The organism is Pararhizobium capsulatum DSM 1112, from assembly GCF_030814475.1.
GTDB classification, from domain to species: Bacteria; Pseudomonadota; Alphaproteobacteria; order Rhizobiales; family Rhizobiaceae; genus Pararhizobium; species Pararhizobium capsulatum.
This window is the reverse complement of the sequence record NZ_JAUSVF010000001.1, coordinates 3,408,330-3,434,763: the sequence shown is the minus strand read 5'-3', so window position 1 is coordinate 3,434,763 and position 26,434 is coordinate 3,408,330. Positions and strand designations below refer to the sequence as shown.

Below are 26,434 nucleotides of genomic sequence, written 5' to 3'. Positions count from 1 at the left end.
GTCTCAGTCGTCCGATTTGTTCTTCATGCTGGCCAGGAAGCGCGTGACGATATCTCTTGCTTCAGGCCCACTTGCGGCAATCGCATCGGCTATGCGCCGTGACTGTGGCTCTGCCAAGGCTCGGGCCAAAGCCTTGCCTTCCTTGGTGGTATAGAGCTTACGCTGGCGCCGATCCTCAGGCCCGGCGATCTGGTGGATATAACCAGAATCGATCAGCTGCTTGAGCACCCGCGCAAGGCTCTGCTTGGTGATTTTCAGCGTATCGAGCAGGTCGGCCACCGTCATGCCGGGTTCACGGTCCACAAAATGCAGGACACGGTGATGGGCGCGTCCAAAACCACGCTTCTCCAGGATCACATCCGGATCGGAGGTAAAGTCACGATAGGCAAAGAACAGCAGCTCGATGATCTCATAATCGACGGAATCGGAGCCTTCAGGGGTGGCCTTGATCGCGGAGTTCTGATTGGGCTGTCCTGCCACGCAGTCATTTCCTTTCGTTTGCAAGGCCTTCGCTGCAACTTTCGAAAAATTATGTCAGCTTTATTGACATAATTTTCTACGGTTGGTAAGTCTTCACCCTAGAAAGGCGAGACAATCGACGCCAGCGTCCTGCGTTGAATGTAGGCGGTGGCGATGCGATCGCCAATCCAAATTCACTCAGGATCATTCCCCTCCACAATTTGCCGTCCGAGCGGCGCGTGGAGATATCGAAATCGCAAAGAAAATGGCGCGGATACGCCGGAGGATAAGAGCATGGCAGGAGTTCCTTTCGACCAGATGGATGGACAGATCTGGTTCAACGGCGAGTTTGTCGACTGGAAGGACGCCAAGATCCATGTGCTGACCCACGGGCTTCACTATGCAAGTGCTGTTTTCGAAGGCGAGCGCGCCTATGGCGGCCGCATCTTCAAGCTGACCGAACACAATCAGCGTCTTCACAAGTCGGCTGAAATTCTTGGTTTTACCATCCCCTGTAGCGTTGAAGAGCTGGATGCGGCGACGATCGAGCTTCTGAAGCGTCAGGGCTTCTCGGATGCCTACGTCCGCCCGATCGCCTGGCGCGGCTCGGAGATGATGGGCGTTTCCGCCCAAAGCAATCGCATCAATGTCGCTATCGCCATCTGGCAGTGGGGTAGCTATTTCAACCCGGTCGAAAAGCTGAAGGGAATTCGCCTGGACATCGCCGAGTATCGCCGTCCGGACCCGAAAACCGCCCCTTGCGCTTCCAAGGCCGCCGGCCTTTACATGATCTGCACCATCTCCAAGCATGCCGCCGAAGCCAAGGGCTACGCCGATGCCATGATGCTTGACTATCGTGGGCAGGTTGCGGAAGCGACGGGTGCCAACATCTTCTTCGTGAAGGATGGCGTCATCCATACGCCGGTGCCGGATTGCTTCCTCAATGGCATCACCCGCCAGACCGTCATCGAGCTCGCCAAGCGTCGGGGCTATCAGGTCATTGAGCGGGCGATCATGCCGGAAGAGCTGGACAGCTTCACCGAATGCTTCCTGACGGGCTCGGCCGCGGAAGTAACGCCGGTTTCCGAAATCGGTCCTCACCGCTTCACGCCGTCGACCATCTGCGAAACGCTGATGAACGACTACATGAAGGAAGTCTATCCGGTCGCAGCCGTTGCCGAATAAGCATTTATTTGTGCCAGTAAAGACAAAGGCGGCCCAAGATGGAGGCCGCCTTTTTCCTGTCCCAATAGCTATGTCTCCACTGCAAATCGCAGGACGGACCGAGTTGTTTACGCCTTGCGGCCGAGAACGGCGCCAGCAAGTCCGGTCAGCACGCCGCCACCGACAAGGCCGCCGATCGCCTGAGCGACAAGACCCGCCGCAGCAGCTTCACCACCGACCATCTGCACGATGAAGCCGCCGCCAAGGCCGCCGATCGCTCCGACGATCGTGCGGGCGATGACGCTGAGACCTTGCTGCTTGAGGGCCGCCCCGGCGGCGTTTCCGCCCGCAGCGCCTGCGATCAACTGGGTAATGATGGGCAAGAGTGCTTCCATGATGAGTGCTCCCGTCTCTGTCCCGCTACCAGGCTCCCCCCGTGAGCGGGCTCTACGCCGGTCATTCGGCCACCATAACGTGCAGCGTATGAGGATGGGAGTCAATTTTCAACTTTGAGAAAGTATTAGAGGATGTCTGGTTCAGATTGAACCAGACATCCTCTAGATTCTTTTGTTTTCGTTTGTCTTTTCGGAAAAACCGGTTCTCACTTTTCCCTGACAAACTCCAGGTGCAGCATCTCCGGTCCTTCCTTTGGCGGGCGCCTGTATCGCAGGGAACAGCGTATTTCGCTGAAATCTAAAATACTGCAGTTGTTCCGTTTTCAGGAACCTTTCCGATTTCCCGGTGTTAACAGGCCAAATGAAAAGGACCCGTCCGATGAACCAGTCTGTCACCTACGTCGAATCCGCAGCCGCCAGCCAGTTGCGACCCGTTGTTATTACGGTTATTGCCGCCAAGCTGGCCGTGGCTGCCCTGCTGATGACAACTGTGAACCTTGCGCCGGTTCAACCGCCCGTAGAACTTGCCCAGCTTCGTTAATATGAACGCGAAGCTGCGGGGCTCGGTCTGAAGGCAGGTTTCATTCCCGTCATTGCCGTTCTATATGCAGGCTGATTGTTGTTCAGCGAGGCAGGCATGTTACAGGCGGGCATTATTCCGGTTACCCATTTCCAGCAGAACTGTACGGTGCTTTTCGACACCGACACGAAGGAAGGTGTCATTGTCGATCCTGGCGGGGATGTCGATGTCATTTTGCAGACGATCAAGGAAAACGGCATCACCTTGAAAGCGATCTGGCTGACGCACGGCCACATCGACCATGCCGGCGGCGCCAAGGAACTCAAGGACACGCTCGGTCTGGAGATCATTGGTCCGCACAAGGACGATCTGCCACTGCTTGAGCGGCTGGAAAGTCAGGCAGAGCGTTTTGGATTGGCAATGAAAGTCGAGAACGTGCTGCCCGATCGCTGGCTGGAAGATGGTGATACTGTTTCCTTCGGCGAGCATATATTCGAGGTTCTACATTGCCCGGGTCACGCGCCGGGTCATGTTGTCTACTATAATCGCATCCAGGGCTTTGCTCATGTCGGAGATGTGCTCTTTCATGGTTCGATAGGGCGCACGGATCTGCCCGGCGGCAATCATCAGCAGCTTCTCGATTCCATTCGTGACAAGATCCTGCCGCTTGGGGATGGCGTGGGCTTCATTTGCGGTCATGGCCCTGGCGGGCAGATTGGCGAAGAACGCCGCACCAATCCTTATCTGCGCGGTCTTTGAGGCAGAGTACAAACAGAAAAAGGCCCGCTCCATTCCTGGACGCGGGCCTTTTGTCGGGTTCAACCGGAAATTCTCAAAGAGTGCGGCGATTTAAGTTCTGACGCGACATCCCTTAGCCAGCCTGGCAGAAGTAGTCGCGGCCGTCATAGCCGCGGAAAGTGCCGGTGCGCGGGTTGAAGGAACGATAGCGGCGTTCGCAATAGTCGTACCAGCCGGAGCTCCAAGGCTCGATTGCGCCGTATCCATAGCCATTATCGACGACGACGGGGCGCGGGCGACGATAGACCGGTGCAGGCTCGTAATATTCGGGTTCCGGATCGACGTAGACCCGTTCCTGATAGCGCGGCTGGCTGGCGATCGCGCCGCCTACAATGAGGCCGGTCGCAAGGCCGAGTGCGCCCAGAGCAACGGCGTCGCCATCGTTGTGGTGGCCGTGGTGGTAGTCACGACGATAATAGCGCCGGTCCCAGTCGCCAGCATGGGCGGGGGCAAGAGCCGGCAGCACCGTAGCGAACGTTGCAAGGCCGAGCACAGCAGCTTTGATCATCTTCTTCATGGTCGTGGTCCCGTTGATAACCGGAGGATTTCCGGTCTTCATGATGACAAGAGGTTAAGACCATGAGGCTGAATGCAGCCTGAACGAAAAAACCCGGCAACAGTGCCGGGCCTCAACTTGAATCGTGTGCAGATTTTGCGATCAGCCGGAAATCTGCAGATTGACCGCTTTGGGGCCTTTGCCGCGGCGATCCGGTTCCGTGTCGAAGCTGACTTTCTGGTTTTCAGACAGTCCGTTCAGGCCGGAAGCCTGTACGGCGGAGATATGCACGAAGATATCAGCCCCACCATTGTCGGGCTTGATGAAACCAAAGCCCTTATCGGTGTTGAAGAATTTAACAATGCCAGTTTCGGCCATGCGTCAGGTCCTTTTTCCTCTGCCCGAAGCGGCGGGCAGCATTACGATTTTGCCCATAGGGCGTGGGGCAGGCAGTTATCGAGGAGGAAAGGGTCCTGTAATTGCAGCCAGTCAACACAAAGCTTATCTTGCCCGACTGCCCGGAACATTTGGCGTCTCCGGCGCGCTTTATTCAAGGTCTTCCCGTGTCCGTAAATTGCCCGAACACAGTAAGATTGATGCGTTTATTTTGAATTGGCAAGCAAAAGTTTGACGAAACAAATGCGCCTTTTCACTTTGCGCAAAATGAGATCAATTGCTGAAAAAAGAAGACTTTCTCAGGTTGCATTGCAAGCTATTGAAATCGCTTGTTTTTGTCTGATTGTGAGAAAAATTTAGGCGTCTGCGTCAGGAAATGTCGCAGTCGTTTCTGATATTGATACCTGAATCGCCGAGACAATCCGTAAACGATACGTTAACGGCCGAGCTGCTTGTCTCGATTTGGAACAGCACGTTTTCGGCAGGTGGAGACGTTATTGTTCCTGCCGGGATCAGGCCGTTTTAGGTCGAGGCCTTCATTTCGGCATTGCGCTTCGTCAGCTCGGGAACGAGCTCCACCAACATCATGGCGGCGAAGATGATGCCGCAGCCGACATAGCCGATCGGCGTAATCGTTTCACCGAGAAGCAGCATTCCAAAGAGCGCGGCGAAGAGCGCTTCGCTGGACAGGAAGATCGCCGCCTGCGGGGCTGTCGTGTAGCGTTGAGCGACAACCTGGCAGGTGAAGGCGACACCGCTCGACAGGATACCGGCATAGAGGATTTCCGGCAGGACGTTGTTGATCGCTGTGAAACTGATCGGTTCCATGACGGAGCCGAGGATGGAGCTGACGAAGGCGCAGGTGGAAAATTGCACCAGCGACAACATCATGGGACGGCCGGTGCTGACTGCAAAAATCCCGACCAGCATCACCTGAATGGCCCAGAAGACCGCGCAGACGATGGTCATGAGGTCGCCACTATTGAGGCCCGCGAGCGAGCCGCCGCTGAGCAGGAAAATACCAAACATCGCCATGGCTGCCGCCGGCCAGATGATCCAGTGCGGCTGGCGGCGCAGGAAGATGACGGTCAGCAACGGCACGAACACGACATAGAGCCCGGTGAGAAAACCGGAGTTGGTGACACTGGTCGTCAAGAGGCCGATTTGTTGCGTGATGGCGCCGCAGAACAGGGCAAGCCCAATGATCGTGAAATTGCGGATACTGTTTTTCGGCATCGCGGTTGTTGCCCTGCGTGTCTCGAAAAAGGCGAGCGGCGCGACGACCAGCGCTGCCAGTGCGAATTTCATGCCTGTGAACCAAAAAGGGCCGACCTGACCCATCGCAGTGGATTGCGCGACGAAACCGGCACCCCAGATGGCGCCCGACAGAAGCAGAAGCAGGTTGGCCTGAATGCGATTCACGATGGGAAGTCCTGACGGTAGCGGATCGAGGCCGTCAAGTATCAGTTGACCGAATTTTGGGCAAGTGCGTTGTCAGACGACTTTTCCGGGAGTTCTTGCCCTGCGCCGCCTGCATCGGTCGCTGCAAGCGAGGCGTCTTCCATCAGCTCAGCGCTCACGATGTAACGCATCGGGCCTCGCGCTGTTGCATCAAAAGGCCAGCAAGTCGCGAGTGCGAGATGATGGCCCGCGGCATTGGCATTGATGCCACTTTCGTCCCAGCGGGCGATCCGGCCCGGCCCTGCGCGGAAAGTAAGCTCCCGGCCGTCCTTGCGGGTGATGAGGAGCAGGTCGCCGGGCTTCACGTCCTTCAGCCAGCGGAAATATGTATCACGATGGGCGGCAATGACGGCGGTGCCGCTGTCGCCCGGCTGCGGCGTGTTGGAAAGATGGGCGGGACCAAAGGCAACGGCTTCGCCGCTGGCCCCGGCGAGTACCACAGCCTTTTCCCAAGGCGCGGCGCTGTGATCTCCGCTTCGGTGGTGAAGTCGGCCCAGGGCCAGGGTTTCGCCCCTGTCTCGCCGCGCAGCTCGGCGGCAAAGCTGCGTTGCAGCAGAACCTGCGAGAGTTCCGCCTTGGCCTTCATGTAGAGGCCTTTGCCGATCAGAAGCGTTCCGGCAAGGGCGATCATGGCGATGATGGCCAGGACGACGGTTTCGCCGGCACTGAGGCGCGCCAGAAACCCGGCGCGCCTTTCGTTCGATCTCTCAAGGCTCATGGCGGGATTCAGCTTTCGCGGTGAAAAGACCCTGCATCTGCCAGCGCCACAGGCCGAAGGCGATGGCCGCCATCGCGGCGATGGCGATCAGCATCAGGCCGATCAGGATATGCCGGTCGGCAAGGGTTGTGGTCTGCGGCAAGGCTACAGGCTTGGCCGCCTGGGCGATCATGCTGGCGGCGCGTGCGGTCGGGGCAGCGGCTATGAGGTCTGCAACCATCTCCGCTTCAGGGGAGGGCATTGCTGCGGCGTGCTCGGTGCCCCCACCTGAGCCTTCCTCGCCAAACACCGTGTCGAAGTGCCAGCCGGCCGGCAGGTTGAGCGGCACCTCCAGCCGTGCGGTCTTCTTGCCCTCGGCTTTCGCGTCTTCGTAAATCTGACGGGCCTCTTCGCGCGGCTTGATCTCGCCTTCGATGAAGCGGTCGCCGATCTGCATCTTCATGACATCGACGGCGGAATCGTCGGGAAGCGGAAAGACTTCCACCCAGCCCTTCGACGGGTTCTGGAAGCGCTGGGTGACACGGGTGCGCATGATGGGACCTGACACATCAATCTCGACGTCCGTCGCCAGCCGCAGCGCCTCGACGAAATAGCCGGGCTGTGGCGAGGGAAAGAGCAGGGCGCCGGTGCCCATGTCGTTGGGCCGCACGAGGCCGGGTGCTGCTTCCCGCGGCTGCGGCGTTTCGGCGAGAGCGCGGGCGAAGAGCCCGGCGAGCATCAGAAAACTCAGGCTCAGTGCCGCAAGCGCGACGCCAAGGCGCAGATCGCGCCGGCTCGTCTGTGTCCGGATCAGTTGTTCATCAAGAAACATTCCAGGACCCCTTCATTACAAAAGATTCATGTTCGGCATGAGAAGAGGCCCGGAAATCGGCTGCACGAAGACTGAATTGCGGCCTGCCGACGCATTTGTTGTGTCGAAATCGTGATTTTATGAAAAAGCGGAAAACCAACTGTTTTCCTTGAATAAATCAACCTTCTTCAACGTCTGATTCAACTTTGATTTTTGGCGCTCCAACGCTTTCGAGGTCAGGCGGAAAAGCAGAGTCATTTCAGGTGGCTGGATGGATAAGTGGAGAAGCTAATTCATCTTGGAGGCTGACGGCACCGATGAAACATTGTCATGGTCACGATTTTTGCCGGCTTTGCCGGGTGTTTCCGCTTGAAACGCAGCCTCTCTTTCGACATACACCTAACCGCTATGGAGCCTGCGCCGCTCCATTGGCCCGCATGCCGTTTCAACCTGATCAGGACAACCGTATCATGGCCTTTCTTGCCGACGCTCTTTCCCGTGTGAAGCCATCCGCCACCATCGCCGTTTCCCAGAAAGCCCGTGAGCTGAAAGCCAAGGGTCGCGATGTGATCGGACTTGGTGCAGGCGAGCCGGATTTCGATACGCCTGACAACATCAAGGCAGCGGCCATCGACGCGATCAACCGAGGCGAGACGAAGTACACGCCGGTTTCCGGCATCCCGGAATTGCGCAAGGCAATCGCCGAGAAGTTCAAGCGCGAAAACGGCCTGACCTACGCCCCGGAGCAGACGATCGTCGGCACCGGTGGAAAGCAGATTCTTTTCAATGCCTTCATGGCAACGCTGAATGCGGGCGATGAAGTCGTTATCCCAACACCTTATTGGGTTTCCTATCCCGAGATGGTGTCGCTGTGCGGCGGCACCCCGGTGTTCGTGGCGACCACCCAGGAAAACAAGTTCAAGCTGAAGGCCGAAGACCTGGACAAGGCGATTACGCCCAAGACCAAGTGGTTCATCTTCAACTCGCCGTCCAATCCGTCGGGCGCTGCCTACAGCTACGATGAGCTGAAGGCGCTGACCGACGTTCTCGTCAAGCATCCGCATGTCTGGGTCCTGACCGACGACATGTATGAGCACCTGACCTATGGCAACTTCAAGTTCGTTACCCCGGTCGAAGTCGAGCCGTCGCTCTATGACCGCACGCTCACCATGAACGGCGTCTCCAAGGCCTATGCAATGACCGGCTGGCGTATCGGCTATGCAGCCGGGCCGCTGCAGCTGATCAAGGCGATGGACATGATCCAGGGCCAGCAGACCTCGGGTGCGACCTCGATTGCCCAGTGGGCGGCCGTGGAAGCGCTGAACGGCACCCAGGATTTCATCCCGGAAAACAAGAAGATCTTCGAAGGCCGCCGCGACCTCGTCGTCTCGATGCTGAACCAGGCCAAGGGCATCGAGTGCCCGTCGCCGGAAGGCGCCTTCTACGTTTATCCGTCGTGCAAAGGGCTGATCGGCAAGACTGCCCCGACCGGAAAGCTGATTGAGTCAGACGAAGATTTCGTCTCCGAGCTGCTCGAATCGGAAGGCGTCGCCGTCGTTCATGGTTCGGCTTTCGGTCTCGGCCCCAACTTCCGCATTTCCTATGCGACTTCGGAAGCCCAGCTTGAGGAAGCCTGCAAGCGCATCCAGCGCTTCTGTGCAGCCTGCAAGTAAAAAGATTGCAGCACAGCGCAATCTTTCAATTGCGCTGTGCTGCAGATTTTTGCTGCACATGTCGTTGTCGCAAAACCGCTGCGCACTTTTGCGCGACATACTGCTGAATTTGTAGCGAAAACTGCCGGTGGCATCGCCCCGGCAGTTTTTTTATGCGGCGACTCCTTCTATAGAACGTTCTACGAGGAGACACCCATGCTTGCGCCGCAACACCGAATCTATGCCTGCTTTTTTCTCTTTGCCGTGTCGCTGGGGGCCTTGCTTGCCCGCATGCCCGACCTGCAGGTGGCGCTTGGCGTCAACAAGTCCGAGCTGGGGTTGACGCTGATCGGCATGTCAATCGGTGCGTTGATCTCGCTGACCTTCTCCTCGCATCTGATTGCGCGGTTGGGTGCAAGAACGACAGCCTTTATCACCGTTCTGGGGATCAGCGCCATACTCGCGCTCATTCCGTGGCTGGGTGCCGCACCTGCAGTCTTTGCAGCCTTCTTTTGCGCCGGGCTTCTGGCTGGTGCGCTCGAAATCAACCTCAATGTCGAGATCGACCGCATTGAGGCACAGGCCGGGCATGGCATGATGAACCGTGCCCATGGCTTCTGGAGCCTCGGCTTCTTCGTTACCGCGCTGATCGCATCCGGCATCCGACAGGCCGATATCTCCATGCAGACGCACATGGCGGTGACGGTCGCCATCGTCTTCGTCATTGGTGGATTTGTGATCACCGGCATCCGCAATGCGCCAGCGCGGGAGTTGCAGGAGGATGCGGCAGCGCCTCTATTTGCCGTGCCGACAATGGGACTGCTACCGCTCTGCATCATCGGCGTCGCTGCGTTCCTGGTGGAGGGGGCAGGGATCGACTGGTCTGCAATCTATATGCGCGATGTATTCGCGGTTGAGCCATTCATCGGCGGGCTTGGTTTGACACTCTTCACATTCTTCATGGCGATGATGCGGCTTTTTGCCGATCCGGTGGTCGATCGTTTTGGTGCCCGAAACGTTGCCGCGGGGCTTCTTCTTCTGGCAGCCTTCGGCCTTGCCGCCGTGTGGCTCGCGCCGCATGCCTACATCGCGCTGTTCGGCTTTGCGGCCATGGGAGCAGGTTGCAGTGCGGTCTACCCGCTTGCCGTCTCCGCGGCGGCGCAGCGCACCGATCGCGCATCGCATCTCAATGTCGCGGCTCTTGGACAGGTGACGTTTATTGTCTTCTTTCTTGCGCCGCCGCTGCTGGGCTTTGTTGCCGAGCATGCGGGCATCCGCATCTCTTATCTCGTCTGCCTGCCGCTGATCGTCTACGCGCTGTTCTGTGTCAAAGCGCTCGCGCCACGGCGTTTGGTCGGCAGGGAGTTGGCGGCGTAGGGATTACTTCGGGTCTGAACCCGGCAGGATGATCTGCATGAAGGTGAGGTCAAGCCAACGGCCGAACTTGGTGCCGACCTCCTTCATCTGGCCGGTGATTTCGAAGCCAAGTTTTTCGTGCAGGCGAATGGAGCCCGTGTTGCCGGCCTCGATACCGGCGACCATCACATGCTTGCCAAGTGCCTGGGCGCGCTCGATCAGAGCCACCATCAGCGCCCTGCCTATGCCGCCGCCGCGCTGGTTTTTCTCGACATAGACGGAGTGTTCGACCGTGTGACGATAGCCATCGAATGCGCGCCAGTCGCCGAAGGAGGCATAGCCGGCAACAGTGCCATCTTCCGCCACGGCAACGATGACCGGATAGCCACTCTTCTGCCGATCGGCGAACCATTTGGCGCGGTTTTCGAGGTCGACGATCGTCTCGTTCCAGATCGCCGTCGTGTTGGCGACGGCATCGTTATAGATGTCTCGGATCGCTGGCAGGTCCTCAAGGGTCGCATCGCGAATGATCATTGGTTCAACTCCGGTCTCGATTGCCTTGGCTCTATACGATCCGGCGGCATCGGACATCCTGTAAATGATTGCCGTTTGTCATTCGCTTCGGATTATCGACAAAAAAGCCGCCCGCGAATTGCGGACGGCTTCGATATTCCAAGGTTCGAACGGGACGATCAGGCGACCTGTTCGAGCGCCGGATAGTCGGTGTAGCCCTTGGCACCGCCACCGTAGAAGGTGGCCTGGTCCGGGGTGTTGAGCGGGGCGTTTTCCTTCAACCGCTCGACGAGATCCGGATTGGCAATGAACGGCTTGCCAAAGGCGACGAGATCAGCGCGGCCCTGCTCGACAGCGTCGATGGCTTCCTGCCGGTCGTAACCGTTGTTGACCATCCAGGCCGCCTTGCCGCCGGCCTGTTCGTAAGCTGTGCGCAGTGCCTTGTAGTCGAACGGCTTTTCGCCCTGCTGGAAGTCACGGGGGCCGCCGGTCGCGCCCTCGATGATGTGGATATAAGAGAGCGAATATTTCGCCAGGCCTTCCACGACATAGGTGAACAGCGGCTGCGGCTGCGGATCGCTTGCGTCATTGGCCGGGGTGACCGGGGAGATGCGAATGCCGGTGCGGCCGGCGCCGATTTCCTTGGTGATGACATCGACCACCTCGAACAGGAAGCGGGCGCGGTTTTCAATCGAGCCGCCGTACTGGTCGGTGCGTTGGTTGATGTCGGAGCGCAGGAACTGGTCGATCAGATAGCCGTTGGCGGCATGGATTTCCACGCCGTCGAAGCCGGCGTCGATCGCTGCACGTGCGGCCTTGCGGTAATCCTCGATGATGCCGGGGATTTCCGAAAGTTCCAGGGCGCGGGGCTCGGAGGTTTCGGCAAAGGAGCCCGTACCGTCCTCATTGACGAGGTAGGTCTTGGACTTTGCCCGGATGGCCGAGGAGGATACCGGCTTGCCGTTGTTGGGCTGCAGGTCTGTGTGGGAGATGCGGCCGACATGCCACATCTGCACGACGACCTTTCCGCCCGCCTTGTGAACGGCGTCTGTTACCTTCTTCCAGCCATCCAGCGCTTCCTTGCTGTAGAGGCCGGGAACGTCGGCATAGCCCTGACCTTGATGGGTAATGGCGGTTGCTTCGGTGATCAGCAGGCCGGCAGAGGCGCGCTGTTCATAGTAGGTGACGTTCAGCGTGTTCGGCACGGCGCCCGGGGAGCGGTTACGGGTCAGCGGCGCCATGACGATGCGGTTTGCAAGCGCAATATCGCCGATCTGGATGGGGTCAAAGAGGGAAGCCATTGGTCGTCCTTTTCGTTGCGGGAAGGATGCTTGGGAGGTCCGGTCCAAGCCGGATGATGTGGGCGAGGCCTAAAGCGCCTCGCCGATGTCTTTCAGGAACGCCTTGATGGTCTCCTCGTTCCTTTTGTAGAAAATCCACTGCCCGACGCGCCGGGTCGTTACCAGACCGGCGCGCTGCAGGGTGGCGAGATGGCCGGAAACAGTGGATTGCGACAGGCCGCAGCGTTCAAACTGGCTGGCGCAGACACCCATGTCGAGCGGATGCTCTTGGTTTTTGAAATGCGCTTCCGGCTCCTTCAGCCAGGAAAGAATCTCCATCCGCATGGGGTGGGAAAGCGCTTTCAGAATATCGTCTCTGTCCATCTCGAAACTCTGTATCGTTAAATCCCGATATACCGATACATAGATCGGAAGATCGCGATTTTAAAGGTATCGTGTTCCGATTTTTTGGGATGCAGGCAAAAAAAGAGCCCCGCAACGGAGTTGGGGGCCATCTAGGTGTGAAGGTTAAAACCTCCAGAGGGGAACAGCTGCGGCGGTGGATACCGGGAGGAGAAGACCACCATGTGCCTCAGCTATCTCTAATATGGCGCGCGTTGGTAAATTTTCAATGCTTGCTATTAAAAAAATCTGCGAGCCGGGCAGAGCATTTCATGAAATTCCGCCGCCCCGGTTGTCTCTCAACTCGTCTGCCATAGTTTGTTGACCAAGGAGAACTTGGCGGTCGCCACCAACGGCGGCTCGCCCAACGCGAGCGAAACAGGGAGACTTGAGATGAAAATTCAGAAAAATGGATCCGCGCACTGGTCCGGCGGCCTGAAGGATGGAAAAGGCGAGGTTTCCACCGAAAGCGGCGCATTGAAATCGCACCCCTACGGCTTCAAGACCCGGTTTGAAGGGGTTGTGGGCTCCAATCCGGAAGAGCTGATCGGCGCGGCACACGCCGCCTGCTTCACCATGGCGCTCTCCATGATCCTGGGCGAGGCCGGCTTTACCGCCGACAGTCTGGATACCAAGGCAGTCGTCACGCTTGAGCAGGTTCCCGATGGTTTTGCGATTACCGCGATCGAACTCAACCTGACAGGCAGCGTCCCGGGCGCGGATGAAGCGACCTTCAAGGAGCTCGCGGACAAGGCCAAGGCGGGGTGCCCGGTATCGAAGGCGCTCTCGGCGGTCCCGATCAGCCTCAACGCGTCGCTCTCTTAATTATCCGGTCGCGCGGCCGGCGAACACCACGCCGGTCGCGCCACTCTCGCCAAAATCAGGACAAAAAAAGAGGCCCACAAGAAAACTTGGGGCCTTTATAGTTATGAAGGTAATTAAACCTCCAGAGGGGAACAGCTGCTGCGGTGGCACTGGGAGGAAAAAAGCCACCAAAAGTGCATCAGCTGGGTGCGGTATGCTGGTTTTTTGGGCTGTTAGCAATCATTTAATGTGCATGCCAGCCATGTGCTGGGCGCACTCCTGCGAATAAAATGTGCAGAATTCCATTTTGCGACAATGCGTTAACTTTGTCGTTCCGGAAAATCCATAATAATCATAGAGTTGGGCGCTGATCCAAAGCGGCCGATTTTTTCGGCAGTTCTAGGCGTCGGTTCAGAAGTTCCAGTTTCTGGCCTTGGCGACGATGAAATCGCGGAAGACCTTCAGCTTGGCGGCGTTCTTCATCTCGTCCGGATAGCAGAAATAGGTATCGAACGAGGGGATGTCGGCGCCGATGGGCAGCTGGATCAGGCCCGGATCGCGGCCGACAATATAGTCGGGCATCATGGCAATACCGATGCCGAGCAAACAGGCACGCTTGATCGAGGTCTGGCTGTTGATTTGCAGGTGCGAGGGGCGGGGATTGTCCGATTCTCGCCCTGCGATTTCCAGCCAGTTGACGTCGAGAAGATAGTTCGGCGCCGGTTCGCCGAAGGTGATAATCCGGTGGTTGTCCAGATCCTCGATCGACTGCGGTTCGCCGTATTTGTTGATGTAGGACGGCGCGGCGTAAACGTGCATGTGCACGGTAAAGAGCTTGCGCTGAATGAGGTCCGATTGCTGCGGCTGGCGCAGGCGAATGGCGCAATCGGCATGGCGCATGTTCACGTCCAGCTCCTCGTTGTCGAGGATCAGCTGAACCTGCATGTCGGGATAGAGCGACAGGAATTCCTGTACCTTGTCCGTCAACCAGCCCTGGCCGAGGCCGACGGTGGTGGTGATGCGCAGCTTGCCGCTCGGCTTGTCGGTCGTCTCGGTGAGTTGCACCTTGACGCTTTCAAGTTTCATGAGGACTTCATGGGCGGTGCGATAGAGAATTTCGCCCTGCTCGGTGAGGATCAGGCCGCGCGCGTGGCGGTGAAACAGCTTCAGGCCGACATCCTGCTCGAGCGAGGAGACCTGTCGACTGATGGCCGATTGGGAAAGATGGAGCTTGTCTGCCGCATGGGTGAATGAACCCGCCTCAGCTGCCGCATGAAAAATACGCAGTTTATCCCAGTCTAGCGGCATGCTTTCCCCCATATACGCCCTCGGCGGAAACGGTGCCTCGTTCCGCCGGGGAGCTCAATTGTCTGTTCCCGTGCCGAAGCGGTTGATCCGCTTCGGTTATTCGCAGCTTCTATTCGGCTGCAATTGCGACAGGCATGTGGCCCGCCAGAAACTTTTCCGCCTCGAGGGCCGCCATGCAGCCCATGCCGGCGGCGGTAATCGCCTGCCGGTAGATGTCGTCGGTGACGTCGCCTGCAGCAAAAACGCCGGGAATATTGGTCGCGGTCGAATCCGGTGCGGTCCAGAGGTAACCGTTCGGTTTCAGGCGCAGCTGGTCCTTGAAAAGCTCGACGGCCGGCGCATGGCCGATGGCCACGAAGACGCCATCGATCGGCATGTCGCTGGTCGCACCGGTCTTGGTGTTGCGCAGTTTGACGCCGTTGACCGAGGCCGGCATCGGCGGCTTGGGTGGCGTGCCCAGATATTCGGTGACCTCGTGGTCCCAGAGCACCTTGACGTTTTCCTTGGCGAACAGGCGTTCCTGCAGGATCTTTTCCGAACGGAAGCTGTCGCGGCGGTGAACGACGGTCACGGTCTTTGCGAGGTTGGAGAGATAGAGGGCCTCCTCAACAGCGGAGTTGCCACCACCAACGACGATCACGTCCTTGTTGCGATAGAAGAAGCCGTCACAGGTGGCGCAGGCCGACACGCCAAAACCCTGGAAGGTATGTTCCGTCTCGATGCCCAGCCACTTCGCCTTGGCGCCGGTGGCGATGACGACGACGTCGGCCGTCCAGTCGGTGCCGCTGTCGGTGGTCAGCTTGAAGGGGCGCACGGAGAAATCGACGCTGGTGACGAGATCGTTGACGATCTCGGCGCCAACATGCTGCGCCTGCTTCAGCATCTGCTCCATCATCCACGGACCCTGGACCGGATCGGCATAACCGGGATAGTTTTCCACATCCGTGGTGATCATCAGCTGGCCGCCCTGTTCCATGCCGGCGATGAGCACCGGGTTGAGCATGGCACGCGCCGAATAGATCGCAGCTGTGTAGCCGGCCGGGCCGGAGCCGATGATGAGAACTTTGGTGTGACGGGCAGTCATTTTGTAATTCCTAAGCTCTGGGCAGATAGCGGGCGCATTTACACGCCCAGCCGATCGACCAGTTCAAAAAACGTTCCTGTTATTTATGGATACCGAAGCCACATATACAAGTGCGGCGTTGATGTTACCAACAATACATGCGCGACGTTGAAATTTTCTTGCGCGGAGCAGGCGTTCTGGTTCAGAAAGACGACGATTCAAACAGGAGAAGACCGTGTTTCGCGCCGAACTCGATAGCATTGATATCCGTATCCTGCGCGCGCTGCAGGCCGATGGACGAATGACGAATGTCGAGCTTGCCTCCAGGGTTGGAATATCTGCGCCACCCTGTCTGCGACGTGTTCGACGTCTGGAGGAAAAAGGGATCATCGAAGGCTATCATGCCATTCTCAATGGCCCTTCTCTCGGCCTGGATCTCGTTGCTTTCTGCATGGTGGGGCTGCGTCATCAGTCGGAGGCAAATCTGAAGTCCTTTGCCTTGGCAACGGCCGACTGGCCATTGGTGCGTCAGGCTTGGATGGTATCTGGCGACAGCGATTTTCTGCTCCATTGCGTGGCCGAAAATCTAACGACGTTTCAGGATTTTGTCATCGAGGTGCTGACTGCAAACGAACAGGTGGACACCGTTCGCTCCATGCTCACCATTCGCCAGGTGAAGAAGCACGGTCTTGTTGAAGTCTGATGGGGATTGATAGGCCGTTTGCTCGCAAGGTATGGAAGCTGGGCAGTCGGCTGATACTCGGGAAAAAACGCGCCCACGCACAGGACTGGTTGCCGCATCTTCGTCTGGAACAGCGAAACGACGATGCGTTCGATGCGATCCGATTTCGCGGCCAGCGCGTTGCGACGCTGACCCCGCTCGATGAATGGAAGCAACTGGCGACAAATGAAATTTTCGTCGTCGGTTCCGGCCCTTCAATCAAATCGACCGATGTCAGCAAGATACCTCCCCATTCGGCAGTTCTTCTGAATGGCGCCATGGCGCTCATGGATCAGGGGTTGCCCGCTCCGCTTGCGATCGCGGTGGAGGACGAACGCTTTGTCTATCGGCATTTTGAGCGATTCCTGGCACCATTGAGGTGTGACATCCCCTGCCTGCTCTCCGTCGCTGTCATGCGTGCGATCTGTGAACTGAAGCAGGATTGGCTGGCCGAAAGGAAAATTCTGCTCATTGATAGCATCGCTAAGCCTTACGGGCGTGATGCCCGAAGCATTGACGAGTTGGAGACGCTGCCGTTCGTTTGTTTCAACGGCGATCATAGCGCCGGCTTTTCTGTCGCTCCGGAAAAGGGCGTGTTTCAAGGAGGATCCGTCGCGGTATCGGCGGTGCAATTCGCTGTTGCCTGTCGTCCTGAAATGATTGGATTTGTCGGCGTGGATATTTCCAACGCTGATATGCCCCGTTTCTATGAGGGTAAGGAAAACGCAGCGTTTTCAGGAATTGCGCGCGCAGAAGAGCGTATCCTCAAACACCTTGATTTCGCCAGCGAGATTGCGGGGGGAAGCGGTATAGCTTTCACGAATTTTTCCCGAATTTCGGCATTGGGAAAATGTGGAATTCCCTTCAGCGACCGATTGGAAAAAAGCTGACTAGAGGATGTCCGGTTCAGATTAAACCGGACATCCTCTAGATTCGTTTGTTTTCGTTTGTCTTTTCGGGAAAGCCGGTTTCCATTTTGTCTCTGACAAACTCTAGGTCAGAAGGCGTTCATAAACATCAGCCAGGGCGGAGGCTTCGCGGGAGATGTCGAAAAATGCGCGCGTCCACTCCAGCGCTGCCTTTCCATCTTCCTCCGTTTTGCGACTATCTTTCAGGTAAATTTCAATTGCGTCACGTAGCGCCTCATAGTCACCCGCCGGTACGATCAACCCTGTTTTGCCGGGGTTGACGAGTTCAGCATAGGCGCCTGCATCGGAAGCAACGACGGCTGTCTGGGACGCCATTGCTTCAAGAGGCGTCAATCCGAACCCCTCGTTGCGCGAGGGTGCGACATAAAGGGACAAGCGCCGATACCAAGGCTTGATGTCGTCTACCTCTCCCATGAACTTGATGCGATCGGTTAAACCATTTTTCTCGACAAGCCGCTTGAGATCGTTTGCGAATGCCTGGTGTTCGGGCGTAACACGTCCGCAAACGATCGCGCTCCATTGCGGGTAGCGCGGCAGCAGATCGACCATGGCCCGCACGAAGAGGTCTGTGCCCTTTTGGTGACGCACCCTACCAAAGCAGCCGACCAGACGTGTGCCGGTGGCATTCCCGCAAAGTTCGGTCATATCGGGGTGAAAGAGTTGAAGGTCGATACCGTGATTTATCACCGTATGAGGCACGTCGAGAAACGAGCCGGAGCGTGAGGACGTGGCGACCACCGCGTCCATGCGCCGGATGAGAAAGCGGGTCCATGCCGAATGTTTTCGCTGAGCTGCCGACGTGAAGAGCAGCTTGAGTGGCATGCGCAGGACATCGCGCATCAAGATGCCCGGCAGCATCTCTATGTTGCGACGCGCATGCCACACACGATCCTTCCGTCCCTTGGGCGGCGTCCATAGGGAAAGGAGGTCAGAAAACCGGATGCGTGGCATATTCTCGGGAAGGCCGGGGCCTAACGTGGCGATCTTCTGACCCTGCCTGTGCTGCACGGGCACGAGTTGCACGATGGTCGATGTCACCCCGGAAAGGCGCTTCTTGAAGTTTGGCGCGATGATCTCGACGTTACGGATATCGGTCAAGTATCGTATCCTTCTGCATGCAAAAAGCCCGGGGCAAAAGCCACCGGGCCTTCAGTGAAAAGCCTGCCTGTGGATCAGCCCCAGTTGATCGCGAGGATTTCGTAGGCCTTGGAGCCGCCGGGGGCGACCACTTCAATAGAATCGCCGACTTCCTTGCCAATGAGCGCACGGGCGATCGGCGAGGAGATGGAGATGCGGCCCTGCTTCACGTCTGCTTCCTGGTCACCGACGATCTGGTAGGTCTTGTTTTCTTCCGTGTCTTCGTCGATCAGCTTGACGGTCGCGCCAAATTTGATGGTGGTACCGGACATCTTCGACAGGTCGATCACCTCAGCGCGCGCAACATAGTCCTCGAGTTCGCCGATACGGCCCTCGTTGTGGCTCTGCGCTTCCTTGGCGGCGTGATATTCTGCGTTTTCCGAAAGGTCGCCATGGGCGCGAGCTTCGGCAATCGCTTCGATGATCCGCGGGCGCTCTTCCTGCTGACGCCAGCGCAGTTCATCCTGCAGCTTGACGAATCCGCTCTGAGTCATCGGCACTTTTTCGACCATTGCACTGTCCTTCATAATGCGCGCTGGGCCCACGCATGGCGGGCCCGACGCAAAAGAAAACGGCTTCCGGAGCGCGAACCCCGGAACCGTCCGAAACATTTGAACGACGCTTATAGCAGAAAGTGCATCGCAAAAGCCAGATTATTCGCATGGTTCGAAACGTCGCGCCCGCGTCATGGAATTCCATGTTGTGCGCGAAGGCGGCAGGCAGGCGGAACAAATGTCCGGTCGGTTCATTGTTCCTTTGAAAGGGACCAGGCATGCAGACACTGACTTTCGAGCAGATTGACGGACGGCTGAACGCCCACAGGCGCCTTTTCGTCGCGCTTGTCGCCTATATCGCGCGAGATGCCAAGGGTCGTGAATTTCTCGAGGAACTCGTGCGCGACACCGAGATCGTCAGCGATCATGAGGAAGATCCCGGCATCGAGCCAGACGAAGGTTTTGCCGGACAACAGATCGGCGATGAGGAAATTCAGTCGATCGTTCGTGCGGCACTCTCTCGCGCCGATGCTGTGGAAGGTTTTGCCAGCAAGGGTGCAGGTCGTGTGGCGGCGGCGTTCAAGGATGGAGGATGATCCGATGCTTCAGGCAACCAAAACTCTTAAACTGTTCAGACTTGTACCCGTGGCTCAGCCCACCGATCCCAATTGGGATGTCGCGGAGAATATGGGCGAGGTGGTCGTCAGGGCGTTTTCACCTGCTGATGCACGCGTGGTCGCGGCCCAGGCCGAACTTGACTTCATGGAAATCGATGCGATGCCCGCTGAAGGTAACTCGACGCGCGATGCGAGCGCCTTTCGCAACGAGCGACTTTATGCCGTTCGCGAAGAACAGTCTTCGCAGGCTGCCCGACGCGACGAGCCGCGAGGCGTCGTTGAAGGCACGGTGTCAGTTGGGACGATCAAGCCTACCCAGGTTTCCTGAGGGTAAACACGTAAGGAGAGGTGACATGGTCGCCAAGGCAAACCCTTCGAACACGATGAGCCCGGCCAAGCGCACGGCGGAGCAGCAGCGGGATATACAAGAGCAGGTCGCCAAGGCCGATGCCAAGGACCGGCGGGCGAAATCGTCCCGTCCAAAGGCGATGCAGGCCGGCGCGAGAGCCTATCCCGTTCCCCCGTTTCCCAAGCAACATCTGCCAAAGCCCGGTGCCGAGTTCAAGCTCGATCCCGCTCCACTTTACGAGGCGCCCTTCTACAAGGGATCCGGCAAGCTGGAGGGCAAAGTTGCGCTGATCACGGGCGGTGATAGTGGTATCGGCCGTGCCGTTGCTGTTCTCTTCGCGCGGGAGGGCGCTGATGTCGCTATCCTGCATCTGGCGGAGGGACGCGATGCCGACGATACCGTGAATGCAATCGAGGCTGAAGGACGCAAGGCAATGGCGATCCCGGGAGATGTTAAGGACAAAGCGTTTTGTCAAAAGGCGGTTGCGGCCGTGGTCGAGGTCTTCGGAACGCTGGATGTGCTGGTCAATAACGCAGCCTTTCAGGTCCATACGGCCGACGTACTGGATCTGACGGAAGAACATTTCGATGAGACGCTGAGGACCAATCTCTATGGCTATTTCTTCATGGTGCAGGCCGCTGTCCCGCATATGAAGGAGGGCAGCGCAATCGTCAACACGGGCTCGGTGACCGGGCTGGAGGGTAGCAAGGCTCTCCTCGACTATTCGATGACCAAAGGCGGTATCCATGCCTTTACGCGCTCTCTTGCCAGCCAGCTGACACCCAAGGGCATTCGCGTCAACGCGGTGGCACCCGGGCCTGTCTGGACCCCGCTCAACCCTTCTGACAAAGAGGCGGAGGATGTGGCGCATTTCGGGGAGGATACACCGATGAAGCGCCCCGCTCAGCCTGAGGAAATCGCACCGGCCTATGTGTTCCTCGCCTCGCCGCAGTGCTCAAGCTATATCACCGGCGAGATATTGCCGATCATTGGCGGATATTGAGCCTCCTCAGAATCGTGAGGGTTAAGTGTTTGGCCTGATATCTTTCAAGGCATCCTGAATACTGCCAAGAGAATCTTGATTGGCACGTACGGATTTGTCGATTTCAGCTATATTTCCTTGAAATGTTTTTGAGTCTGCTAGTATCGATTTCCAATCGAATTCAGTATTATATTCAAATTTACTTTCTTTGCACGGTTCTGGATTTGTAGCGCATAAAAAGAATGTGTTATCCGTCTTGAAGGTTGGTTTTCCATTTGAATCGATAGTTTTCGGAGTAGGGACTATTCTGTCGACTCTCTCATTTAGCAGGTTGCGGAAATAGCGCTAATTTTTCTACCGATCCTCGCTAGACGGTTCGAAGACGAGCGGGGATGAGGCTTTTTCAGCGGCCTTTTCGGTCCTTTTGTCGTCATCCGCCCTGTCTCGGCGGATTGCGGGCGCGATTATGCCGTCGTCAGCAGCTTTGGCAGCCTCACCAGATTATAAGCCGTCGCTGTCAGGGTGAACATCCAACCGACGCGATCCTTTCCGCGATGGCGGGTCTTGCGCATTCCGCCGCTGGTCTTGGCCCAGCCGAATACCTCTTCGATACGTTTTCGGATGCGCTGACTGACAGCGTAGCCGGGGTGATGGGTGGTACGACCATCGATGGCTGAGCGTCGGTTCGCCGTGTTCTGAGCAACGTGTGGCGTCACCTTGATATCCCGCAAGGCGGCAACGAAGTCTGCCGTATCGTAGGCTTTGTCTGCAGCCAATGTGATGCGATGACGACCATCCATGCGGCCCACCATATCCAGTGCAGCCTCGCGCTCTGCGGTTCCTGTCGCATGGGTCAGCGTGGCGTCGACAACCAGCCCGTTGCGGTTTTCCAGGGTGACGTGGCCCATGTGGCAAAGCTTGGCCGCCTGCCCACGGGCCTTCTTGTAAAGCCTGGCATCCGGGTCGGTGGTCGACGCGTGAGTTGCGTTGCTGCGCTTCTCGCCGTGGAAATCCCGCTCAGGGTTGCGTGCCGTAGCCTTTGCGGGCTTGTTCGCGTCAGCGCCGGAGCCGTTGTTGTCATCACCGTCACCATCAGTCTCGTCCTTGGGCTTGAAGCTCTTCATGCTGGCCCAGGCTTCGATCAAGGTGCCGTCCACCGAGAAGTGCTCGTCTGACAAGAGAGCCTTAACTCGCGGCTGGCTCAGCAATGCGGCCAGGAACTTGGCGGCGATGTCGCCAGCCAGGAGCCGCTCACGGTTCTTGGTGAACACGGTGACGTCCCAGATCGGCGCGTCCATCGACAAGCCGACGAACCATCGGAACAACAGATTGTAGTCCATCTGCTCCATGAGCTGGCGCTCCGAGCGGATCGTGTAGAAAGCCTGCAACAACAGGGCGCGCAGAAGCTTCTCCGGCGGGATCGACGGGCGGCCGATCGCTGAATACATCGCCTCGAAATCAGGCGACAGAACTTCCAGTGCCTCGTCGACAATCACGCGGATTGCCCGCAGCGGATGGCTTGCCGGAACGCGTGCTTCGCAGCTCACATAAGAAAACAGACCCGCCGTCTGGATATCACTGCCCCGCATGTCCTGCTCCTGCCGGCCAATCACTCGGGCATGGAATCACGGCAGTCCGCTCGCAGCAAGCGCCTTTTTCCGCATCCTGTTAGGGCGACCAAAGCCCCCTTCAGACTTTCTATTGCGGAATTGGTCCGGTCAGCGGCTGCTGCCGCTTCAGCCAGAGCACCTGCAATGGTTTGAATTTTTCCCTCCTTCGTGCCCCATGAGATGCTTGCGAAAACGGCAGATCCACATAAAGCAGCCCCAAACGCTAAAACCCCAAGCGCCGCGACGGATGTCTGATTGCGAATTACTGCAATACAAACACTCAGAATAATTAGCGTACCGGCAGCTACGGGAATAAGGCCCAGCAGAAATTGATAATTCTGAGCAAGCCAGGAAGCATTATCAGCGGGCGTTGCGCGTCCTCCGGTAGTATTTTTGCATAAGAGCAAAAACCTAAGGTAGGCGCAATAGGAAATTTAGATGATGCTTATGAATGATGATTGTGAGAGGTGAGGAGATTTCTCACCTCTCATGCCTAAATTTCGATAACCTCAGAAATAGCTCTGCAGCGGCCGGACTTCGAGGCTTCCGGCCTTCAGTGCCTTGATGGCGTTGGCGGCTGCTTCGGCACCGGACATTGTCGTGTAGTACGGCACCTTCTGCATGAGGGTCGCGCGGCGCAGGGACTTGGAGTCCGAGATCGCCTTGTTACTATCCGTCGTGTTGATGACGAGCTGGACCTGGCGGTTGCGGATCGCATCCTCGATGTGCGGACGGCCTTCCTGCACCTTGTTGACCTTGGTTGCAGCGATGCCCTTTTCGGCGAGGAAGCGTTGGGTGCCGCCGGTGGCGATAACCTTGAAGCCGATGTCGGTGAGGATGCGGATCGCCGGGAGCACGCGCTCCTTGTCCTCGTCGCGCACCGAGACGAACACGGCGCCATCGCGCGGCAGATCAACGCCGGCACCGAGCTGGGCCTTGGCGAATGCGAGAGCAAAATCGGTGTCGAGGCCGATGACTTCGCCAGTCGAGCGCATTTCCGGTCCGAGCAGGATGTCGACGCCGGGGAAGCGGGCAAACGGGAAGACGGCTTCCTTGACCGCGATGTGCTTCAGCTTGCGCGGATCGGGCTTTTCGCCATAGGCCGCGAAACTCGCATCGAGCTTCTCGCCAGCCATGACGCGGGCGGCGATCTTGGCGATCGGCGCGCCGATGGTCTTGGCGACGAAGGGCACGGTACGCGAAGCGCGCGGGTTGACTTCAAGAACGTAAACGGTGCCGTCCTTGATGGCGAACTGCACGTTCATCAGGCCGACGACGTTCAGCGCCTTGGCCATGGCTTTCGCCTGGCGCTCGAGCTCGTCGAGCATCCCGTTCGACAGCGTGCGCGGCGGAAGTGAGCACGCCGAGTCTCCGGAGTGAATGCCGGCCTCTTCGATATGCTCCATGATGCCGGCCACATAGGCGTTGGTGCCATCGGACAGGCAATCGACATCGACTTCGATGGCGTTGCTGAGATAGCTGTCGAACAGCAGCGGGTTCTTGCCGAGCAAGGTATTGATCTGACCGGTCTTGTCGTTCGGATAGCGCTGCTTGATGTCTTCCGGCACCAGTTCCGGCACGGTGTCGAGCAGGTATGTCTGCAGCATCGATTCCGAATGGATGATCTGCATGGCGCGGCCGCCGAGAACGTAGGACGGGCGAACAACCAGCGGGAAGCCGATTTCCGACGCGACGATGCGGGCCTGCTCGACGGAGTAGGCGATGCCGTTGTTCGGCTGGTTGAGGTCCAGCTTCATCAGGAGCTTCTGGAAACGGTCGCGGTCTTCGGCAAGATCGATCATGTCGGGCGCGGTGCCGAGGATCGGGATGCCGTTCCGCTCCAGCGCTTCGGCAAGCTTCAGCGGGGTCTGGCCGCCGAACTGGACGATGACGCCAACCAGTTCGCCGTTTTCCTGCTCGGCCTTGAGAATCTCGATCACGTCTTCGGCCGTCAATGGCTCGAAATAGAGGCGATCGGAGGTGTCGTAATCAGTCGAGACGGTTTCCGGGTTGCAGTTGATCATGATCGCTTCATAGCCGGCATCCTTCAGGGCGAAGGCGGCGTGGCAGCAGCAATAGTCGAACTCGATGCCCTGGCCGATCCGGTTGGGACCGCCGCCGAGGATCACGACTTTCTTGCGGTCGGAGATGAGGGCTTCCGAGCGCGCAGCGCCGTTGAAGGGCGTTTCGTAGGTCGAGTACATATAGGCGGTCGGCGAGGCGAATTCGGCAGCGCAGGTGTCGATGCGCTTGAAGACCGGGCGAACATTCAGCCCGTTGCGTATCTCGGCCACTTCTTTCGGACGCTTGCCGGAGAGGGTGGCAAGCCGAGCATCGGAGAATCCTATGGCCTTCAGCTTGCGCAGGTTTTCGGCATCGCCCGGCAGGCCGTGTTCGCGGATACGGGCCTCCATGTCGACGATTGCCTTGAGCTGGGCGATGAACCACGGATCGATCTTGGAGCCGTCATGGACATCGGCTTCGCTCATGCCCATGCGCAGCGCCTGGCCGACCATGCGCAGACGATCGGGCGTCGGCGTGCTGATGGCGGCGCGGATGGCGTTGCGGTTGTCGCCGGTGCCTTCGAGGCCAGGGATCTCGATCTCGTCGAGGCCGGTGAGGCCGGTTTCAAGGCCGCGAAGCGCCTTCTGCAGCGATTCGGAGAAGGTGCGGCCGATGGCCATGACTTCACCGACCGACTTCATCGCCGTCGTCAGCGTGGTGCCGGCGCCGGGGAACTTCTCGAAGGCGAAGCGCGGGATCTTGGTGACGACGTAGTCGATCGACGGTTCGAACGAAGCAGGCGTCGCGCCGCCGGTGATGTCGTTGTCCAGTTCGTCGAGCGTGTAGCCGACAGCAAGCTTTGCGGCGATCTTGGCGATCGGGAAGCCGGTCGCCTTCGAGGCAAGCGCAGACGAGCGCGAGACGCGCGGATTCATTTCGATGACGACCAGACGGCCGTTTGCGGGGTTGACGGCGAACTGTACGTTCGAGCCACCGGTTTCGACGCCGATCTCGCGCAGCACCGCGATCGATGCGTTGCGCATGATCTGGTATTCTTTGTCGGTCAGCGTCAGGGCAGGGGCAACCGTGATACTATCGCCGGTGTGAACGCCCATCGGATCGATGTTTTCGATCGAGCAGATGATGATGCAGTTGTCCGCGGTGTCGCGGACAACTTCCATCTCGTATTCCTTCCAGCCGAGAACAGATTCTTCGATCAGGACTTCGGTGGTAGGAGAGGCGTCGAGACCGGAATTGACGATCTCGAAGAATTCCGAGCGGTTGTAGGCAATACCGCCGCCGGTGCCGCCCATGGTGAAGGACGGACGAATGATCGCCGGCAGGCCGATGGTGTCCAACGCCTGCGCGCCGATCGCCATGGCGTGGCTCATGTAGCGCTGCTTGCGGTCGGTTTCGCCGAGGTTCCAGGTGTTTTCCAGGGCGTCCAGCGCCTTGTCGAGTTCCGCGCCGGAAAGCTGCGCCTTCAGCTTGTCGCGCTCGGCAACATGCAGCTTGCGGTCGATATCCTTGATTTCGGTGGCGTTGGCCAGCAGCGACTTCGGGGTTTCGAGGCCGATGCGCGACATCGCTTCGCGGAACAGGGCCCGGTCTTCGGCCATGTCGATAGCCTCGGGCTTGGCGCCGATCATCTCGACATTGTAGCGGTCGAGCACGCCCATGCGCTTCAGGGAGAGCGCGGTGTTGAGCGCCGTCTGGCCGCCCATGGTTGGCAAGAGTGCGTCCGGGCGCTCCTTGGCGATGATCTTAGCGACGACTTCCGGGGTGATCGGCTCGACATAGGTCGCATCGGCAAGGCCGGGGTCGGTCATGATAGTCGCCGGGTTGGAGTTGACCAGGATGACCCGGTAACCCTCTTCCTTCAGCGCCTTGCAGGCCTGGGTGCCGGAATAATCGAACTCGCAAGCCTGGCCGATGACGATCGGACCCGCGCCGATGATGAGGATCGATTTCAAATCTTGGCGCTTGGGCATGGGCTCTATCCGTTCTTGCGCGTGC

At 58.2% G+C, this 26,434-nt stretch carries 25 protein-coding genes and 2 pseudogenes; 11 read left to right on the top strand and 16 right to left on the bottom strand.

What is annotated here, in order from left to right; all coding sequences use genetic code 11:
* Nucleotides 1–3: 3 nt before the first annotated feature.
* Nucleotides 4–480 carry a MarR family winged helix-turn-helix transcriptional regulator gene (locus QO002_RS16595; protein ID WP_307231624.1) on the bottom strand — a complete coding sequence of 159 codons (477 nt, stop codon included), beginning with the start codon at nucleotides 478–480 and terminating at the stop codon, nucleotides 4–6.
* A gap of 273 nt (nucleotides 481–753) precedes the next feature.
* Between QO002_RS16595 and QO002_RS16590 the strand changes: the two genes are divergently transcribed.
* Nucleotides 754–1,644 (top strand): branched-chain amino acid aminotransferase, encoded by an 891-nt coding sequence (locus tag QO002_RS16590; protein WP_307231622.1) that lies wholly within the window; start codon nucleotides 754–756, stop codon nucleotides 1,642–1,644.
* A gap of 107 nt (nucleotides 1,645–1,751) precedes the next feature.
* Here the strand turns inward: QO002_RS16590 and QO002_RS16585 are convergent, their stop codons facing one another.
* A complete protein-coding gene (locus QO002_RS16585) occupies nucleotides 1,752–2,018 on the bottom strand; it encodes a hypothetical protein (protein WP_307231620.1) in 267 nt (88 codons plus the stop codon).
* 379 nt (nucleotides 2,019–2,397) lie between these two features.
* Between QO002_RS16585 and QO002_RS16580 the strand changes: the two genes are divergently transcribed.
* Together QO002_RS16580 and QO002_RS16575 are read left to right on the top strand one after the other, a co-directional pair.
* The gene (locus tag QO002_RS16580) at nucleotides 2,398–2,559 is read left to right on the top strand and encodes a hypothetical protein (RefSeq protein WP_307231618.1); all 162 of its coding nucleotides are present in this window, start codon (nucleotides 2,398–2,400) and stop codon (nucleotides 2,557–2,559) included.
* Between the two features lie 96 nt (nucleotides 2,560–2,655).
* Nucleotides 2,656–3,297 (top strand): MBL fold metallo-hydrolase, encoded by a 642-nt coding sequence (locus QO002_RS16575; RefSeq protein WP_307231616.1) that lies wholly within the window; start codon nucleotides 2,656–2,658, stop codon nucleotides 3,295–3,297.
* Between the two features lie 112 nt (nucleotides 3,298–3,409).
* On the opposite strand, the gene QO002_RS16570 is transcribed toward QO002_RS16575, so the two are convergent.
* From QO002_RS16570 to QO002_RS16550, 5 genes and pseudogenes are all read right to left on the bottom strand, one after another.
* Nucleotides 3,410–3,853 carry a BA14K family protein gene (locus QO002_RS16570; protein ID WP_307231614.1) on the bottom strand — a complete coding sequence of 148 codons (444 nt, stop codon included), beginning with the start codon at nucleotides 3,851–3,853 and terminating at the stop codon, nucleotides 3,410–3,412.
* A gap of 141 nt (nucleotides 3,854–3,994) precedes the next feature.
* The gene (locus tag QO002_RS16565; RefSeq protein ID WP_018326972.1) at nucleotides 3,995–4,210 is read right to left on the bottom strand and encodes a cold-shock protein; all 216 of its coding nucleotides are present in this window, start codon (nucleotides 4,208–4,210) and stop codon (nucleotides 3,995–3,997) included.
* A 540-nt stretch (nucleotides 4,211–4,750) separates the two neighbouring features.
* Nucleotides 4,751–5,650, bottom strand: coding sequence for a DMT family transporter (locus tag QO002_RS16560; protein ID WP_307231610.1), 900 nt, complete (start codon nucleotides 5,648–5,650; stop codon nucleotides 4,751–4,753).
* A 41-nt stretch (nucleotides 5,651–5,691) separates the two neighbouring features.
* Nucleotides 5,692–6,407: pseudogene (locus QO002_RS16555) on the bottom strand (class GN sortase).
* A 328-nt stretch (nucleotides 6,408–6,735) separates the two neighbouring features.
* Nucleotides 6,736–7,218 (bottom strand): annotated as a pseudogene (locus QO002_RS16550) (VIT domain-containing protein); the annotation flags it as partial.
* A 449-nt stretch (nucleotides 7,219–7,667) separates the two neighbouring features.
* Between QO002_RS16550 and QO002_RS16545 the strand changes: the two are divergent.
* Together QO002_RS16545 and QO002_RS16540 are read left to right on the top strand one after the other, a co-directional pair.
* Nucleotides 7,668–8,870, top strand: coding sequence for a pyridoxal phosphate-dependent aminotransferase (locus QO002_RS16545; RefSeq protein ID WP_307231608.1), 1,203 nt, complete (start codon nucleotides 7,668–7,670; stop codon nucleotides 8,868–8,870).
* A 195-nt stretch (nucleotides 8,871–9,065) separates the two neighbouring features.
* Nucleotides 9,066–10,226 (top strand): MFS transporter, encoded by a 1,161-nt coding sequence (locus QO002_RS16540; RefSeq protein WP_307231606.1) that lies wholly within the window; start codon nucleotides 9,066–9,068, stop codon nucleotides 10,224–10,226.
* A gap of 3 nt (nucleotides 10,227–10,229) precedes the next feature.
* Here QO002_RS16540 and QO002_RS16535 read toward each other — a convergent pair whose 3' ends face one another.
* From QO002_RS16535 to QO002_RS16525, 3 genes are all read right to left on the bottom strand, one after another.
* Entirely contained in the window at nucleotides 10,230–10,739 is a 510-nt protein-coding gene (locus QO002_RS16535; RefSeq protein WP_307231603.1) for a GNAT family N-acetyltransferase, read from the bottom strand.
* A 158-nt stretch (nucleotides 10,740–10,897) separates the two neighbouring features.
* The gene (locus QO002_RS16530; protein ID WP_307231601.1) at nucleotides 10,898–12,019 is read right to left on the bottom strand and encodes an alkene reductase; all 1,122 of its coding nucleotides are present in this window, start codon (nucleotides 12,017–12,019) and stop codon (nucleotides 10,898–10,900) included.
* 69 nt (nucleotides 12,020–12,088) lie between these two features.
* Entirely contained in the window at nucleotides 12,089–12,382 is a 294-nt protein-coding gene (locus QO002_RS16525) for an ArsR/SmtB family transcription factor (RefSeq protein ID WP_307231599.1), read from the bottom strand.
* 411 nt (nucleotides 12,383–12,793) lie between these two features.
* Here QO002_RS16525 and QO002_RS16520 point away from each other — a divergent pair, with 411 nt between their 5' ends.
* A complete protein-coding gene (locus tag QO002_RS16520; RefSeq protein WP_307231597.1) occupies nucleotides 12,794–13,225 on the top strand; it encodes an OsmC family protein in 432 nt (143 codons plus the stop codon).
* A 390-nt stretch (nucleotides 13,226–13,615) separates the two neighbouring features.
* Here QO002_RS16520 and QO002_RS16515 read toward each other — a convergent pair whose 3' ends face one another.
* Both QO002_RS16515 and trxB read right to left on the bottom strand, forming a co-directional pair.
* The gene (locus tag QO002_RS16515; RefSeq protein WP_307231595.1) at nucleotides 13,616–14,512 is read right to left on the bottom strand and encodes a LysR family transcriptional regulator VtlR; all 897 of its coding nucleotides are present in this window, start codon (nucleotides 14,510–14,512) and stop codon (nucleotides 13,616–13,618) included.
* A 109-nt stretch (nucleotides 14,513–14,621) separates the two neighbouring features.
* Nucleotides 14,622–15,596 carry a thioredoxin-disulfide reductase gene (gene trxB / locus QO002_RS16510; RefSeq protein WP_307231593.1) on the bottom strand — a complete coding sequence of 325 codons (975 nt, stop codon included), beginning with the start codon at nucleotides 15,594–15,596 and terminating at the stop codon, nucleotides 14,622–14,624.
* A gap of 214 nt (nucleotides 15,597–15,810) precedes the next feature.
* On the opposite strand from trxB, the gene QO002_RS16505 reads away from it, so the two are divergent.
* A complete protein-coding gene (locus QO002_RS16505; protein ID WP_307231591.1) occupies nucleotides 15,811–16,278 on the top strand; it encodes an Lrp/AsnC family transcriptional regulator in 468 nt (155 codons plus the stop codon).
* Nucleotides 16,278–17,186: a glycosyl transferase gene (locus tag QO002_RS16500; protein ID WP_307231589.1), complete on the top strand. Its 909-nt coding sequence runs from the start codon at nucleotides 16,278–16,280 to the stop codon at nucleotides 17,184–17,186. Before QO002_RS16505 ends, QO002_RS16500 begins: the two co-directional genes overlap by 1 nt.
* Before the next feature lie 102 nt (nucleotides 17,187–17,288).
* Here QO002_RS16500 and QO002_RS16495 read toward each other — a convergent pair whose 3' ends face one another.
* The gene (locus QO002_RS16495) at nucleotides 17,289–18,323 is read right to left on the bottom strand and encodes a glycosyltransferase family 4 protein (protein WP_307231586.1); all 1,035 of its coding nucleotides are present in this window, start codon (nucleotides 18,321–18,323) and stop codon (nucleotides 17,289–17,291) included.
* A 74-nt stretch (nucleotides 18,324–18,397) separates the two neighbouring features.
* Nucleotides 18,398–18,874, bottom strand: a complete 477-nt coding sequence (gene greA / locus QO002_RS16490) for a transcription elongation factor GreA (RefSeq protein ID WP_307231584.1) — start codon at nucleotides 18,872–18,874, stop codon at nucleotides 18,398–18,400.
* Between the two features lie 260 nt (nucleotides 18,875–19,134).
* On the opposite strand from greA, the gene QO002_RS16485 reads away from it, so the two are divergent.
* Genes QO002_RS16485 through QO002_RS16475 form a run of 3 tightly spaced genes read left to right on the top strand, consistent with a single transcriptional unit; the run spans nucleotide 19,135 to nucleotide 20,825 of the window.
* Nucleotides 19,135–19,452 carry a hypothetical protein gene (locus tag QO002_RS16485; protein ID WP_307231580.1) on the top strand — a complete coding sequence of 106 codons (318 nt, stop codon included), beginning with the start codon at nucleotides 19,135–19,137 and terminating at the stop codon, nucleotides 19,450–19,452.
* Nucleotides 19,453–19,456: 4 nt separating this feature from the next.
* Nucleotides 19,457–19,801, top strand: a complete 345-nt coding sequence (locus tag QO002_RS16480; protein ID WP_307231578.1) for a hypothetical protein — start codon at nucleotides 19,457–19,459, stop codon at nucleotides 19,799–19,801.
* 25 nt (nucleotides 19,802–19,826) lie between these two features.
* Nucleotides 19,827–20,825, top strand: coding sequence for an SDR family oxidoreductase (locus QO002_RS16475; protein WP_370878508.1), 999 nt, complete (start codon nucleotides 19,827–19,829; stop codon nucleotides 20,823–20,825).
* Nucleotides 20,826–21,268: 443 nt separating this feature from the next.
* Here the strand turns inward: QO002_RS16475 and QO002_RS16470 are convergent, their stop codons facing one another.
* Together QO002_RS16470 and carB are read right to left on the bottom strand one after the other, a co-directional pair.
* Nucleotides 21,269–22,393: an IS5 family transposase gene (locus tag QO002_RS16470; protein WP_307231576.1), complete on the bottom strand. Its 1,125-nt coding sequence runs from the start codon at nucleotides 22,391–22,393 to the stop codon at nucleotides 21,269–21,271.
* A gap of 530 nt (nucleotides 22,394–22,923) precedes the next feature.
* A complete protein-coding gene (gene carB / locus QO002_RS16465) occupies nucleotides 22,924–26,409 on the bottom strand; it encodes a carbamoyl-phosphate synthase large subunit (RefSeq protein WP_307231574.1) in 3,486 nt (1,161 codons plus the stop codon).
* Nucleotides 26,410–26,434: the final 25 nt, after the last annotated feature.

Excerpts from the sequence above, each read along its gene's own strand:
- QO002_RS16585 (WP_307231620.1), bottom strand. The coding sequence starts at position 2,018 with ATGGAAGCACTCTTGCCCATCATTACCCAGTTGATCGCAGGCGCTGCG.
- QO002_RS16500 (WP_307231589.1), top strand. The coding sequence starts at position 16,278 with ATGGGGATTGATAGGCCGTTTGCTCGCAAGGTATGGAAGCTGGGCAGT.
- QO002_RS16480 (WP_307231578.1), top strand. The coding sequence starts at position 19,457 with ATGCTTCAGGCAACCAAAACTCTTAAACTGTTCAGACTTGTACCCGTG.
- QO002_RS16590 (WP_307231622.1), top strand. The coding sequence starts at position 754 with ATGGCAGGAGTTCCTTTCGACCAGATGGATGGACAGATCTGGTTCAAC.
- QO002_RS16530 (WP_307231601.1), bottom strand. The coding sequence starts at position 12,019 with ATGGCTTCCCTCTTTGACCCCATCCAGATCGGCGATATTGCGCTTGCA.
- QO002_RS16520 (WP_307231597.1), top strand. The coding sequence starts at position 12,794 with ATGAAAATTCAGAAAAATGGATCCGCGCACTGGTCCGGCGGCCTGAAG.
- QO002_RS16570 (WP_307231614.1), bottom strand. The coding sequence starts at position 3,853 with ATGAAGAAGATGATCAAAGCTGCTGTGCTCGGCCTTGCAACGTTCGCT.
- trxB (WP_307231593.1), bottom strand. The coding sequence starts at position 15,596 with ATGACTGCCCGTCACACCAAAGTTCTCATCATCGGCTCCGGCCCGGCC.
- QO002_RS16525 (WP_307231599.1), bottom strand. The coding sequence starts at position 12,382 with ATGGACAGAGACGATATTCTGAAAGCGCTTTCCCACCCCATGCGGATG.
- QO002_RS16575 (WP_307231616.1), top strand. The coding sequence starts at position 2,656 with ATGTTACAGGCGGGCATTATTCCGGTTACCCATTTCCAGCAGAACTGT.
- QO002_RS16485 (WP_307231580.1), top strand. The coding sequence starts at position 19,135 with ATGCAGACACTGACTTTCGAGCAGATTGACGGACGGCTGAACGCCCAC.
- QO002_RS16535 (WP_307231603.1), bottom strand. The coding sequence starts at position 10,739 with ATGATCATTCGCGATGCGACCCTTGAGGACCTGCCAGCGATCCGAGAC.
- QO002_RS16580 (WP_307231618.1), top strand. The coding sequence starts at position 2,398 with ATGAACCAGTCTGTCACCTACGTCGAATCCGCAGCCGCCAGCCAGTTG.
- QO002_RS16470 (WP_307231576.1), bottom strand. The coding sequence starts at position 22,393 with ATGCGGGGCAGTGATATCCAGACGGCGGGTCTGTTTTCTTATGTGAGC.
- greA (WP_307231584.1), bottom strand. The coding sequence starts at position 18,874 with ATGGTCGAAAAAGTGCCGATGACTCAGAGCGGATTCGTCAAGCTGCAG.
- QO002_RS16540 (WP_307231606.1), top strand. The coding sequence starts at position 9,066 with ATGCTTGCGCCGCAACACCGAATCTATGCCTGCTTTTTTCTCTTTGCC.
- QO002_RS16545 (WP_307231608.1), top strand. The coding sequence starts at position 7,668 with ATGGCCTTTCTTGCCGACGCTCTTTCCCGTGTGAAGCCATCCGCCACC.
- QO002_RS16515 (WP_307231595.1), bottom strand. The coding sequence starts at position 14,512 with ATGCCGCTAGACTGGGATAAACTGCGTATTTTTCATGCGGCAGCTGAG.
- QO002_RS16565 (WP_018326972.1), bottom strand. The coding sequence starts at position 4,210 with ATGGCCGAAACTGGCATTGTTAAATTCTTCAACACCGATAAGGGCTTT.
- QO002_RS16475 (WP_370878508.1), top strand. The coding sequence starts at position 19,827 with ATGGTCGCCAAGGCAAACCCTTCGAACACGATGAGCCCGGCCAAGCGC.
- carB (WP_307231574.1), bottom strand. The coding sequence starts at position 26,409 with ATGCCCAAGCGCCAAGATTTGAAATCGATCCTCATCATCGGCGCGGGT.